Here is a 12,615-nt window from a genome sequence, read left to right as displayed (position 1 = left end):
TGGCCTCACGCGGGCGCCACCAGGGCCGGTTCACACGCTGTTCACGCAGCATTCCCGTGCCGCCACGCTGCGTACGGCTGCGGTGGTCAACGCACCGCCACGACCGACGAGCCGTGACCGAAAAGGCCCTGGTTGGCCGTGATCCCGGCCCTGGCCCCCGCCACCTGCCGGTCGCCCGCCGCGCCCCGCAGCTGCCAGGTCAGCTCGCAGACCTGGGCGATCGCCTGTGCCGGAACCGCCTCCCCGAAGGATGCGAGTCCACCGCTGCTGTTGACGGGTATTCGGCCGCCGGGGGCGGTCGCGCCGTCCCGCAGCAGCTTCGCGGCCTCACCCTCGCCGCAGAGCCCGAGGTCCTCGTACCACTGCAACTCCAGGGCTGTGGACAGGTCGTAGACCTCCGCCAGGGACAGGTCCTCGGGGCCGATCCCCGCTTCCTCGTAGGCGGCGCGGGCGATCGAGGCACGGAACGCGGGACCTTCGGGGGCGACGCCGGCGGCCGAGTCCGTGGCGATGTCCGGGAGGTCGAGCACGGTGTTCGGATACGTCGGCGTCACCGTCGACACGGCCCGGATGCGGACAGGGTCGGCGGCTCCGTGCCGCCGCGCGAACTCCATGCTGGACAACACCAGCGCCGCACCGCCGTCCGACGTGGCGCAGATGTCGAGCAGGCGCAGCGGATCGGCGACCACGGCGGAGGCGGCGACCTCCTCGGGCGTCACCGTCTTGCGGTAGCGCGCGTTCGGGTTCAGCGCGCCCGAGGCCGCGTTCTTCACCTTGACCCGGGCGAAGTCCTCCAACGTGTCGCCGTGCACGGCCATGCGCCGGCGCGCGTACAGGCCGAAGTACGTCGGGTTGGTCGCCCCGAGCGCACGGAAGCGCAACCAGTCGGGATCGTCGGGCCGGTCGCCGCCCGCGGGCTTGAAGAACCCCTTGGGTGCGGCGTCGGCGCCCACCACGAGCACGACGTCCGCCATCCCCGAAAGGATCTGCGCCCGCGCGGTGTTGACCGCCTGCGCACCCGACGCGCAGGCCGCGTACACGCTGGCCACGCGCGCGCCCTGCCACCCGAGGGCCTTCGCGAACGTCGCTCCCGCCACATAGCCGGGATAACCGCCGCGCACCGTGTCCGCGCCGACGATCGAGCCCACATCCCGCCAGTCGACCCCGGCGTCCGTGAGCGCCGCCCGCGCCGCCGCCACCCCGTACTCGACGAAGCTGCGCCCCCACTTCCCCCAGGGGTGCATGCCCGCGCCGAGAACCGCCACGTCCCCCGTCATGCCGTCACCCCCGTCGGCCGCCAGTGCCACGTCGTCCACGTCGTCCCGGTCTCGTCGTCCCCCTCCTCGTTGAGCACGCCCGGTACGACTTCCACCTCCATGCCGACCGCGAGATCGGTCACGGACACGCCTGGAGCCCCCTGTCCGAGCACGACCAGACGCTCCGCCTCGAGCTCCACAGCGATCAACGCGTAGGGCTGCCAGGGAAGTTCCTCGTCGGACACGTACGGCTTCGGTGGTCGATACCTGGCGTCCGTGTACGACCAGACGCGTCCGCGCCGCGACAGCGGCAACTCGACCAGATCGCCGCCCGCGCACGCGGGATTGCGGCAAGCCGCGTCCTCGCGCGGGAAGAACACCGACGCACACGCGGAGCAGCGTGTGCCCAGGAGGCGGAAGTCGTCACCCTCTTCGGTGAACCAGTCGACCACGACAGGTGTGCGTGTACGCGCCACAGTTCCTCCCCGGCACTGAATCTGACGGAACGTCAGAAGTGTGGCACGGGGAGCCGGGCGACGGCAGGGGTCCCGCAGAACCGGGACCGTATGCGGAGATGTGGCGCCGGGGGCGTCAATCCTGGCGCGTGAGCCTGCGCTACCACTGGGTATCGTGAGAGTGACGTCGCCTGTCCGTGCCGGAAGTTGATGTTCATCAGTGGCACGATTCCTGTGATTGTCCCGTTGGAGGCGTCGGGAGGAATGATGCGGCGACGGAGGTCGACCAGTGCGCGGCGTTTCGCCGGGCCGCCGTTCGGGCGAGACGGCCGTGAAAGCTGAATGGAGCCAGTGGGATGCCGGCTCGCGGATGTTCTTGAGGCGCATGCCCGTCCGCCCCAGCGCCTTCATGACCCTTGCTCTGGAGGGTGAGCTCGACACGGGCAGCATCCCGGCGTTCTGTGAGCTCACCTCCCAGGTTCTTGCCGAGGGCAGCCGGCATCTGCTCGTGGACCTGTCCGCGGTGACCCGCTGCGACCGCGCCAGCTTCTTCACATTCCTGGGGATCCGCCAGGCCGTTCACCACGCCGGCGGCAGCCTCACCCTGGTCAGCCCGAGCCACTGCGTTCAACTCGCCCTGCACGGCAGCGGCCTGCGGGATCTGCTGCCCCTGCACGACCCTGGCGTGGAGGGCGGCCGCCGCCGGAGGCCGAAGGAGTGGGACCGGCCCCGGCGGCGGCCGTGAGCGCGAGTCGGCCGGACTCCCCAGCGGGCGTTTTCGCGCTCGTGGCCCCCGACGGCCCGGGGTGTGCGGGAGGCCACCCCAAGGGGAGTGGGCCGCTGGGGATGCGTACTGAGCCGCGCGCGGTCGGCGTGGGGGCGACTTCAGGGCGGCTGCAAGCCATGATTCAGCCGCTGTCCAATCGCGGCCAATTCGCACTGTAACCGAATGCTGACGGCGCGTGAACCCAGGGCGGCTGAAGACGGGATGCAAGAGCCCGCCGGGGCCGCGCTGCGCCGACTCACGACGCGACCCCGGCCCCTGCCCCACTGCGCGACTGCCGCGGGGGAACTCCCGCGCCCCGCTGCCGCAGCGGGCACCCGCGCGAGGAGGCGATGGGGGAGCCGGCGCCCCTCGCGCCCGACAGCCGTCGCGGACCTCTCGCGCCGGCGGCGGCCGTCCCCGATTCTCCCGAGTGCCCCCGCATGTTCAGGTCATGCCGGGCCTTCAGCGGCCCGCGAGGGACCGCTGTGAAATGGGGAAGTCGAAGTAGGTGTCCGGGAACGTCTCGGGCTTGAAGGTGAAGTGCCACCACTCCTCCGGGAGGTTCACGAATCCCTGCTTTTCCAGACTGTTCCGAAGGAACAGTCTGTTCGCCAACTGCTTCGACGTAATCGTGGCTTCCCCCGTCTGCCCCGCTTGAGGGTCGAAGCAGTCGAACCCGGTCCCCATGTCCAGCGAGTTGTCGGGGAAGCGTTCCGCCTTCGGCCCATAGCAGGGCGTGAGCTTCTCTCCGGGCACGTAGGGGCGCGTGGGCCGGGCGGGGAGCTTCACCACGGTCAGATCGAGCGTGGAGCCACGGCTGTGGCCCGACTTCTCGGCGATGTAACCGTCCGCGAACAGGCGCGTCTTGTCGACCCGCGGATAGAACTCCGCCTTCATCCGCTGGTCGTCGAGGTCCTTCGCCCAGCGGACGAAATGGTCGACCGCGCGCTGAGGTCGGTAACAGTCGTAGACCTTCAAGGAGTAGCCCTCCTTCAGGAAGGCGACCTGCGCCTTGTGGAGCGCCTGCGCGGCAGGTCTCGTGACGACGCACATCGGCTTCTTGTAGCCGTCGACCGGCTCCCCCATGAAGTCGTGCTCGGTGAAGTAGCGCATTTCCTGGATGATCGTGGGATCCACGTCGTGCAGTGCCACGAATTCCTTGGGCGCCTTCGGCTCGGGCGCCGCATGGGCGACCGAGGGGGCGGCGGCCACGCCGAGAAGCGCGGCGGCGGACAGGACGGCGAGTTTCCGCAGAGCGGTGGAAGCGCGAGTCATGGATCAGCGTCTATCAGGCGCGGGGCACGCCGGGGAAGACCGCGACCGAGTGATCGGATACAGTCCGCGCCGTGTCCGCATCAACGTCCTCCACGGTCAACCCCGTTCCGGATTCCCACTGTTCGAGCTGTGGGGCCGCCTACGGGGCCGAGGTGCGCGGCTGGCCCCGCACCTGCCGGGCCTGCGACTCCGTCGCCTACCGCAATCCGCTGCCGGTGGCCGTCGCCCTGCAACCGGTGTACGACACGGTCGGCACGGCGCTCGTCGCGATCACCCGGACCATCGCCCCCGCGCGCGGGGAGCCGGCTTTGCCCGGCGGCTTCGTCGACGACCGGGAGGACTGGCGGCACGCCGTCGTCCGCGAACTCCAGGAGGAGACCGGCATCGTCGCCGCGGCGCGCGACGTACGCCTCGTGGACGCCATGAGCGCCCCGGACGGCCATCTCCTGCTCTTCGGCCTGCTGCCCGAGCGGCCGGCGGGGTTCCTGCCCGCCAGCGAGGCCACCGACGAGACGGACGGCTGGCACCTCCTGCGCCGCCCGACCGAACTGGCATTCCCCCTGCATACGTTGGCGGTCAAGGCCTGGTTCGAAGGCCGCTACCCGTAGCCCGAATCCCGGTAGCCCGAGTATCTGCAGCTCGCGGAAGAGCGCTCACAGACCGCGCACGCGCACCGGGTACGGCGGTGTGGCCTCGCCGCCCTCCCGGTCCGCCTCGACGACCACACGCCCGTTGCCCCAACGCACCCGGAACCGCTCGACCTCCGGCTCCTCCCAGCCGTCCCCGGCGTCCCGTACCGCGTGGCCGCCGCCCGTACGCCCCGGAGCCGGCGCCCACGCCTCCAGGACGATGCCGCCGCCCGGATCGCGCACAGGAAGCACCGACCCGCCGCGCACGAGCACCGGAACACGCGACAAGGGCGCGTCCACCGTGATCTGTCCGGGCCCGTCGAAGGCCTCGCCGGTCGCCGTGTCGTACCAGCGCCCCGGCGGCAGCCGCACGGTGCGGCGGTCGACTCCCTCGTCCAGGACAGGAGCGACCAACAGGCAGTCACCCAGCATGAAGGCGTCCTCGCAGTCCCGCAGAGCCCGGTCCTCCGGAGCGCCCCACCACAAGGGCCGCACATACGGGGCACCGGTGCGCCGGGCGAGATGAGCCAGGGTCACGAAGTACGGGTGGTGACGGCGCCGCTCCTCCAGCGCCACGCGCGCGTGCCCGAGCACCTCCTGCCCGAACAACCAGGGCTCGCGCCTGCCCGCCGCCCGCAGCGCCGAGTGCGTACGGAACAGCGGCATGTAGGAGCCCAGCTGGAACCAGCGCAGGAACAGCTCCGGTGACGGCCTCCCGTCGAACCCGCCGACATCGGGCCCCGAATACGGCACCCCGCACAACCCCAGCCCCATCACCAAGGAGAGCGACGAACGCAGCCCTGCCCACCCGGTGGCGACGTCCCCGGACCACGTCCCTCCGTAGCGCTGCAAACCCACCCAGCCGGACCGGGAGAGCAGGAACGGCCTCTCCTGAGGCTGCAGTTCACGCAGCCCCTCGTAGCCCGCCCGTGCCATGCACAGCGCGTACACGTTGTGCGCCTCCCGATGATCGCCGCCCCGCCCCTCGACCGCGTGACGGGACGAACGGGGGAGCGTGGGCTCACCGAAGGCGGCGAGGGCCACCGGCTCGTTCCTGTCGTGCCAGAAGCCCGAGAAACCCTGCGCAAGCCGCTCCTCGTACAGGCCGCCCCACCACTTGCGCACCCGCTCCGCCGTGAAGTCCGGGTACATCGACTCACCGGGCCGTACGACTCCGCGCACGGGGCGCCCCGCGGCGTCCCGCACAAACGCGTCGATCGCCTGCCCACCGTCGTACAGCGCGTCGCCCGTCCGCGCCTTGACCGCCGGGTCGACCGCGGACACCAACCGAACGCCCTCGCCGCGCAGCTGCTCTGCCAGCCGGGGCAGGGAGGAAAACCGTTCACGGTCGACGGTGAAGTCCTGCCGCGCCGAGAAATGGCCGACGTTCAGATGAACGGCCTCCAGGGGCAGATCACGCTCCCTGTAGTCGGCCACGACGCGGCGCACCTCCTGCTCGCTCCCGAAGTCCCCACGCGCGTGCTGGTGACCCAGCGCCCAGCCCGGCGGCACGACCGGAGCACCCGTCAACTGGGACCAGACGTGGAGCACGCGCGCGGGTGTGCCCACCACCACCCAACAGCGCAGCGGGCCACCCTCCATGCGCAGTTCGGACGTGCCGGCGCAGTCGTGCCCCGAGCCCGCGCCCTCGCTGCCCTCGCGCAGACTCACGGCGCCGTCCCACGTGTTGTCGTGGAACACCAGATGGGTACCGGCGTCCGCGACCACCACCTGCACCGGCATCGTGAGCGACAACGGATCGTCCTGCCGACCGAACGAACCGCCCGGATCCGTGTTCCACAACCGGTACGTCCCGTCACGCAGCCGCGGGCCCGACGCACGCCCCCCGAGGCCGAAGAAGCGCGCGTCCGGGGCGACCCTGGACCGCTGCGCCCAGCGGGCCTCACCGCCTTCCTCCGACTCCCACCACCGGGGCGGCAGATCACGGCGCAGCAGCACCCCGCCCGGCGTACGCACCTCCAGGGCGCCGTGCCGCGAGACCACGACGGTCACCCGCTCGGACACCACCCGCCAGCCGCCGTCCTTGTCCGGCTCGAGCACCGCCCGCGGATCCGCCTCCGGACAGACCCCGTCCATCGCGTACGAAGGCTCAGGCTCGGCGCCGTCCCAGCCCCAGAAGAGGGCGCCGCTCACCGTGACGGTGATGCGCAACCGGGATCGCGTGAACCGCACAAGACCGCCGCCCGGCTCGGGCGTCGCCCCGACCACGGAGCCGGGCACACGCGCCCGCTCGATCCCGCGCCGCGGCAGTCCCTCGGAGTCCGCGCGCAGATGCCGCCACGACGCCCGCACGGCGCGCAAACCCCGGCCCGATCCCACGGCGGAGACCGCCTTCGCCAAGCGCACCACGTCACGACCATCCATGCTGCTCACCCTGCCACCGCGGCGCACGCGTGCGTGCCGCGTTCAACTGCCGTTCACCCGTGGTGCCAGCACATCTACAAGAGGCCGACTATGTGGGATACACCCTGGTGCCGAAGTCGATCACGTGGCATCGTCCTGTCAGCCGTGTCCTGCGCACTCTCCGCGGTGCGCGCCCGGGACACACACGCCGCACGTACTTCCTGGAGCCGCATCATGTCCACCGTGAACCCGTCACCGCTCTGGCAGCCCAACCGGCAGCAGATCGCAGACGCCCAGATCACACGGTTCCAGGCCTGGGCGGCCGAGCAGCACGGCGCGCCCGCGGACGGCGGCTACGAGGCGCTCCACCGCTGGTCGGTCACCGAACTCGAAACCTTCTGGAAAGCCGTCACCGAGTGGTTCGACGTGCGCTTCACGCACCCCTACGCGCGCGTGCTCGGCAACCGTGCCATGCCGGGCGCCGAATGGTTCCCCGGAGCCACCCTCAACTACGCCGAGCACGCCCTGCGCACGGCGGAGGACCCCGCGCGCGCGGACACCGCCGCCATCATCCACGTCGACGAGACCCACGAACCCCGCCCCGTCACCTGGGCTGAGCTGCGCCGGCAGGTCGGCTCCTTGGCCGCCGAGCTGCGGGCCCTCGGCGTGCGCCCCGGCGACCGCGTCAGCGGCTATCTGCCCAACATCCCCGAGGCCGTCGCCGCCCTGCTCGCCACGGCCGCCGTCGGAGCCGTGTGGACCTCCTGCGCCCCCGACTTCGGCGCACGCAGCGTCCTGGACCGCTTCCAGCAGGTCGAGCCCGTCGTCCTGTTCACGGTCGACGGCTACCGTTACGGCGGCAAGGAGCACGACCGCCGCGACACCGTACGGGAACTCCGCTCCGAGCTGCCCACCCTGCGCGCGGTCGTGCACATCCCGCTCCTTGGCACCAAGGCCCCGGAAGGCGCCTTGGAATGGTCGGACCTCACCTCGGCGGACGTGGCACCGGTCTACGAAGACGTGCCTTTCGAACACCCCCTGTGGGTTCTCTACTCCTCCGGTACGACGGGCCTGCCCAAGGCCATCGTGCAGTCGCAGGGCGGCATCCTCGTCGAACACCTCAAGCAGCTCGGCCTGCACTGCGACCTCGGCCCGGACGACCGCTTCTTCTGGTACACGTCCACCGGCTGGATGATGTGGAACTTCCTCGCGTCCGGCCTGCTCACGGGCACGACGATCGTCACCTACGACGGCAGCCCCGGATACCCCGACACCGGCGCGACCTGGGCGGTCGCCGAGCGCACCGGAGCGACCCTCTTCGGCACCTCCGCCGCGTACGTCATGGCCTGCCGCAAGGCCGACGTGCACCCCTCGCGCGATCACGACCTCTCCCGCATCAAGTGCGTCGCCACCACCGGCTCCCCGCTCCCGCCCGACGGCTTCCGCTGGCTCCACGACGAGGTGCGCGAGGACCTGTGGATCGCCTCCGTCAGCGGCGGCACCGACGTCTGCTCCTGCTTCGCCGGAGCCGTACCCACGCTCCCCGTCAACATCGGCGAGCTCCAGGCCCCCGGCCTCGGCACCGACCTCCAGGCCTGGGACCCCGCGGGCAACCCGCTGACCGACGAGGTCGGCGAACTCGTCGTCACCAACCCCATGCCGTCCATGCCGATCCGCTTCTGGAACGACCCCGACGGCAGCCGGTACCACGACAGCTACTTCGACACCTACCCCGGAGTCTGGCGCCACGGAGACTGGATCACGCTGACCTCGCGCGGCTCCGTCGTCATCCATGGCCGCTCCGACTCCACCCTCAACCGCCAGGGCGTCCGGATGGGCTCGGCCGACATCTACGAGGCCGTGGAGCGTCTCCCCGAGATCCGCGAGTCGCTCGTCATCGGCCTGGAACAGCCCGACGGCGGCTACTGGATGCCCCTCTTCGTCCACCTCGCGCCGGGCGCCGTGCTCGACGACGCGCTCCGCTCCCGCATCAAGCAGGTCATCCGCGAACAGCTCTCGCCGCGCCACGTCCCCGACGAGGTCATCGAAGCCCCCGGAGTCCCGCACACCCTCACCGGCAAGCGCATCGAGGTACCCGTCAAGCGCCTGCTCCAGGGAACCCCGCTGGAAAAGGCCGTCAACCCCGGCTCCATCGACAACCTCGAACTCCTGAAGTTCTACGAGGAGATCGCCCGCAAGCGGGCCTGACCTCCGAAGCCGCCGGCCCGCTGTCACCGAAAGTCGCGTTGTCAGTGCCCATGATTACTCTGAGTGAGCATCGTTCGAGCGCACTCAGGGGGAATCATGGGGCACACACAACCCAGCAGGCAGGTCGGCATGCGGCGCGTCCTGCGCCGTGAAGTGGTGGGAACGATCGGTCTGTTGGCCGACGAGCAGGACTTCGCGGCGATGCGGCGCTACCGCAGCTTCACCTTCGACGATCACACGACGTACCTGCGCCAGGTGGAAGGACTCCTCAAATCCCTGGCCCTGGCAGGCGGGTTCACCTCGGTCACGCTCTTCGACCCGGCCGAGTTCACGGAATTCTGCCGGTCGGAGGGCCTGGACCCGGACACCGCGGCCAGCCGCACCCGATTCACCGCGGAACTCGCGACGACCGGCCCCGCAGTCGCCTACCAGGGGCAGCCCATGGCCGACCTCGTCCCCGAGCTGGTCGAAGAGGCCGTCCGCCAGGCGACCTGGGAGTACGCGACATCCGTCCTGTCCCGGACGGGCCTGTGCGTCACTTGCGGTCAGGACATCGGACGGATGGCCTTTACCAGGGCCTCGTACCTGGTCGCCCGGGTGATCGAGGCGATCGGGGAAGGCACCCACCACTGGGTGTGCAGCGTGCTCACCGACCGGGAGTCACTGCACGCCGTGCTCCACGTGAGCGCCTCCGAAGCCGACACGGTCAAGGTCGACGAGTCCGCGGCCATGGAGGTCACGGCGATCCTGGCCCTGGCGATCGTCACTCGTCGCGCCAGCGCGGTCATCGTGCGCAGCTCGGTCACGGGGGAGGAGGACCGGATCCACGGCTGGCACCTGAAGGACGAGCGACTCCAGCCGATCCCAGCGGGACGGGTCTTCGACGCCTACTGCACCGACGCGGACTCGGGGGACCTCTCCGCTCCGGAGCCAGGAGTCAACTACTGCACCGCACCAGAAGTGGACGACACGCAACCCGACGGGAGGCATCGCCACTGAAACCCCGCGGGCACGCGCGAAGGGCGCCCCGCCCACAGACGGAGCGCCCTTCGAAGGCACTGCTGGTGACCGCCGGCGCGCGGTCAATCCTGCGCTGTCACTCGCCGGACAGCACGGCCTGAGCGGCGCTGCGCGCCTCCTCGGCGGACTCCGCGGCCCGCGCGGCGGCAGCCGCGCGCTCGCACTGGGCCAGCGTGTACTTGCCGAGCGTCGCCCGCACGTACGGAATCGAAGCCGCACCCATGGAAAGCGAGGTGACACCCAGACCGGTCAGGACGCACGCGAGCAGCGGGTCGGACGCGGCCTCACCGCAGACGCCACAGCTCTTGCCCTCGGCCTTCGCCGCCTCGGCGGACAGCGAGACCAGGTCGAGCAGCGCGGGCTGCCACGGGTCCTGCAGACGCGACACGGCGCCCACCTGACGGTCCGCGGCGAACGTGTACTGGGCCAGGTCGTTGGTGCCGAGCGACAGGAACTCGACCTCCTGCAACACCGACCGGGCACGCAGCGCGGCAGACGGAATCTCCACCATCGCACCGAACTTCGCCTGCAGCCCGGCCTCACGACAGGCATCGGCGAACGCCTTGGCGTCGGCACGGTCGGCCACCATCGGCGCCATGACCTCGAGGTAGACGGGAAGCCCCTCGACGGCCTTGGCCAACGCGGTCAGCTGCGTGCGCAGCACCTCGGGGTGGTCGAGCAGCGTCCGCAGACCCCGCACGCCCAGAGCCGGGTTCGGCTCGTCGCCGGGCGTCAGGAAGTCCAGCGGCTTGTCGGCGCCCGCATCGAGGACGCGCACGACGACACGGCCCTCGGGGAACGCCTCGAGCACCTGCCGGTACGCCTCGACCTGCTTCTCCTCGGACGGCGCGTTCTTGCTGTCGTCCAGGAAGAGGAACTCGGTACGGAAGAGACCGACACCCTCGGCACCCGCCTCGACCGCCGCGGGCACGTCCGCCGGGCCGCCGATGTTGGCGAGCAGCGGGACCTTGTGGCCGTCGGACGTGGCACCGGGACCGGTCGAGGCGGCCAGTGCGGCCTTCCGCTCGGCGGCCGCGGCCTCCATCGCGCTCCGCTTCTCCGCGCTGGGGTCCACGAAGATCTCACCGGTGCTGCCATCGACAGCGACGACGCTGCCCTCGGCCAGCTCGCCCGCACCGGGGAGCGCCACGACGGCCGGCACGCCCAGGGCGCGAGCCAGGATGGCGCTGTGGCTGGTCGGCCCACCCTCTTCGGTGATGAAACCGAGCACGAGAGTGGGGTCGAGAAGTGCGGTGTCCGCGGGCGCGAGGTCGCGCGCGATGAGCACGTACGGCTTGTCGCTGTCGGGAACGCCGGGCATGGGCACGCCGAGAAGCCGGGCCACGATGCGGTTCCGCACGTCGTCGAGGTCCGCGACGCGGCCCGCCATGTACTCACCGGCACCGGCGAGGAGCTCGCGGTAGTGCGAGAACGCGTCGTAGATACCGCGCTCGGCGGTGCTCCCGACGGCGATACGACGGTCGACGTCCGCGATCAGCTCGGGGTCCTGGGCGATCATGGCCTGTGCTTCGAGCACCGCCTGGGCCTCACCACCGGCCAGGTTGCCGCGCGCCATCAGGTCGGCCGCGACGGCTTCGACGGCCTGGCGGGCGCGCCCCTGTTCGCGCTCCGCATCCTCGGCCGGAATCTGCTTGGCCGGCGGCTCGAGCACCGCCGTTCCCATGTGCCGAACCTCGCCGATCGCGACACCGTGGCTCACGCCGACGCCTCGCAGCGTTGTCTCCATCTCACCGTCTCCGATAGTGCGACGAGCGCTGCCGCCGCGTTGATTGTCCTGCCGACCGTCCGTGACGGAGCGTGTCACTTCCAGCCGAAGAGGGCGTCGCCCGCCTTGATGTCCTTGTCCTCGACCACGTCGGAGAGAGACTCCGCCGTGGCCTCAAGGGCGACGACCGGGCAGATCGGCGACTTGCCGGCGGCCTCGACGGCGGCCGGGTTCCAACGGACCACGGACTGACCGCGCTGCACGGTGTCGCCCTTGTTGACGAGCAGCTCGAAGCCCTCGCCGTTGAGCTGGACGGTGTCGATACCCAGGTGCGTCAGCACGCCGTGGCCCTCTTCATCCACGACGACAAAGGCGTGCGGGTGAAGGGACACAACGATGCCGTCCACCGGGGCAACAGCGTCAGACGCCTCGCGCGCGGGGTCAATGGCGGAGCCGGGGCCGACCATCGCACCGGAGAACACCGGGTCAGGAACGGCGGAGAGCCCGATGGCGCGTCCGGTGAGCGGGGACGTCACACTGGTCATGGCAAGCCTCCCAGGGGGCGGAGATTCAGGGTCGCCGTCACTGCCTGTCCTGGACGGCGTACTGATCAGAAGCGTAAGTCATAAAAAGTCCCGGTTCCCTACGAGAGGTCCCGGTTGGCGGACGTAGAGGCCGCGGGCAAACGATTTGCGCCGAAGCTCGGGCCCGATGTACTGTCGTACCCCTGCCTGGGGGCAGCCGACGCAACTGAGCGTCCAACACCCCGGCAGCATCTATCAAGTCCTAAGTTGCAATGCGAACCGTAATTCTGCATGTCTGCAGAGGCGTGGTCAGCGGGCCGAGAAAAGACTGATAGTGTTTGACCTCGCCGAAAGGGCCGCGAAAGCGGAATTCCTGAAGGCACGCGTCAAGT

General features: G+C 70.6%; 10 protein-coding genes. 4 read left to right on the top strand and 6 right to left on the bottom strand.

Annotation, left to right across the window (positions count from 1 at the left end; all coding sequences use genetic code 11):
* Positions 1 to 86: 86 nt before the first annotated feature.
* Positions 87 to 1,277 carry a lipid-transfer protein gene (locus tag ACY34M_RS20760; protein WP_462719723.1) on the bottom strand — a complete coding sequence of 397 codons (1,191 nt, stop codon included), beginning with the start codon at positions 1,275 to 1,277 and terminating at the stop codon, positions 87 to 89.
* Positions 1,274 to 1,732, bottom strand: coding sequence for a Zn-ribbon domain-containing OB-fold protein (locus ACY34M_RS20755; RefSeq protein WP_462719701.1), 459 nt, complete (start codon positions 1,730 to 1,732; stop codon positions 1,274 to 1,276). Before ACY34M_RS20755 ends, ACY34M_RS20760 begins: the two co-directional genes overlap by 4 nt.
* Positions 1,733 to 2,096: 364 nt before the next feature.
* Between ACY34M_RS20755 and ACY34M_RS20750 the strand changes: the two genes are divergently transcribed.
* On the top strand, positions 2,097 to 2,456 hold the full coding sequence (locus tag ACY34M_RS20750) for an STAS domain-containing protein (RefSeq protein WP_462719702.1): 360 nt from the start codon (positions 2,097 to 2,099) through the stop codon (positions 2,454 to 2,456).
* A gap of 483 nt (positions 2,457 to 2,939) precedes the next feature.
* Here the strand turns inward: ACY34M_RS20750 and ACY34M_RS20745 are convergent, their stop codons facing one another.
* The gene (locus ACY34M_RS20745; protein WP_462719703.1) at positions 2,940 to 3,752 is read right to left on the bottom strand and encodes a M15 family metallopeptidase; all 813 of its coding nucleotides are present in this window, start codon (positions 3,750 to 3,752) and stop codon (positions 2,940 to 2,942) included.
* A 71-nt stretch (positions 3,753 to 3,823) separates the two neighbouring features.
* On the opposite strand from ACY34M_RS20745, the gene ACY34M_RS20740 reads away from it, so the two are divergent.
* A complete protein-coding gene (locus ACY34M_RS20740) occupies positions 3,824 to 4,360 on the top strand; it encodes an NUDIX domain-containing protein (RefSeq protein ID WP_462719704.1) in 537 nt (178 codons plus the stop codon).
* Between the two features lie 45 nt (positions 4,361 to 4,405).
* Here the strand turns inward: ACY34M_RS20740 and ACY34M_RS20735 are convergent, their stop codons facing one another.
* Positions 4,406 to 6,766 carry a glycoside hydrolase family 31 protein gene (locus tag ACY34M_RS20735; protein WP_462719705.1) on the bottom strand — a complete coding sequence of 787 codons (2,361 nt, stop codon included), beginning with the start codon at positions 6,764 to 6,766 and terminating at the stop codon, positions 4,406 to 4,408.
* 213 nt (positions 6,767 to 6,979) lie between these two features.
* Here ACY34M_RS20735 and ACY34M_RS20730 point away from each other — a divergent pair, with 213 nt between their 5' ends.
* Positions 6,980 to 8,953 (top strand): acetoacetate--CoA ligase, encoded by a 1,974-nt coding sequence (locus tag ACY34M_RS20730; protein WP_462719706.1) that lies wholly within the window; start codon positions 6,980 to 6,982, stop codon positions 8,951 to 8,953.
* 96 nt (positions 8,954 to 9,049) lie between these two features.
* Positions 9,050 to 9,952, top strand: a complete 903-nt coding sequence (locus ACY34M_RS20725) for a hypothetical protein (protein WP_462719707.1) — start codon at positions 9,050 to 9,052, stop codon at positions 9,950 to 9,952.
* Between the two features lie 97 nt (positions 9,953 to 10,049).
* Here ACY34M_RS20725 and ptsP read toward each other — a convergent pair whose 3' ends face one another.
* Both ptsP and ACY34M_RS20715 read right to left on the bottom strand, forming a co-directional pair.
* Positions 10,050 to 11,720 (bottom strand): phosphoenolpyruvate--protein phosphotransferase, encoded by a 1,671-nt coding sequence (ptsP, locus tag ACY34M_RS20720; protein WP_462719708.1) that lies wholly within the window; start codon positions 11,718 to 11,720, stop codon positions 10,050 to 10,052.
* Positions 11,721 to 11,794: 74 nt separating this feature from the next.
* Positions 11,795 to 12,244: a PTS sugar transporter subunit IIA gene (locus ACY34M_RS20715; protein ID WP_462719709.1), complete on the bottom strand. Its 450-nt coding sequence runs from the start codon at positions 12,242 to 12,244 to the stop codon at positions 11,795 to 11,797.
* Between the last annotated feature and the right edge of the window lie 371 nt (positions 12,245 to 12,615).

The sequence above is a fragment of the Streptomyces sp. EDA2-14 genome, assembly GCF_054963755.1.
The sequence above is the reverse complement of the archived record's forward strand: the minus strand, read 5'-3'. Positions and strand labels throughout refer to the sequence as shown.

Bases quoted from the DNA above. Each gene is read 5' to 3' on its own strand.
- ACY34M_RS20735 (WP_462719705.1), bottom strand. From the start codon at position 6,766: ATGGATGGTCGTGACGTGGTGCGCTTGGCGAAGGCGGTCTCCGCCGTG.
- ptsP (WP_462719708.1), bottom strand. From the start codon at position 11,720: ATGGAGACAACGCTGCGAGGCGTCGGCGTGAGCCACGGTGTCGCGATC.
- ACY34M_RS20750 (WP_462719702.1), top strand. From the start codon at position 2,097: ATGCCCGTCCGCCCCAGCGCCTTCATGACCCTTGCTCTGGAGGGTGAG.
- ACY34M_RS20730 (WP_462719706.1), top strand. From the start codon at position 6,980: ATGTCCACCGTGAACCCGTCACCGCTCTGGCAGCCCAACCGGCAGCAG.
- ACY34M_RS20715 (WP_462719709.1), bottom strand. From the start codon at position 12,244: ATGACCAGTGTGACGTCCCCGCTCACCGGACGCGCCATCGGGCTCTCC.
- ACY34M_RS20725 (WP_462719707.1), top strand. From the start codon at position 9,050: ATGGGGCACACACAACCCAGCAGGCAGGTCGGCATGCGGCGCGTCCTG.
- ACY34M_RS20760 (WP_462719723.1), bottom strand. From the start codon at position 1,277: ATGACGGGGGACGTGGCGGTTCTCGGCGCGGGCATGCACCCCTGGGGG.
- ACY34M_RS20745 (WP_462719703.1), bottom strand. From the start codon at position 3,752: ATGACTCGCGCTTCCACCGCTCTGCGGAAACTCGCCGTCCTGTCCGCC.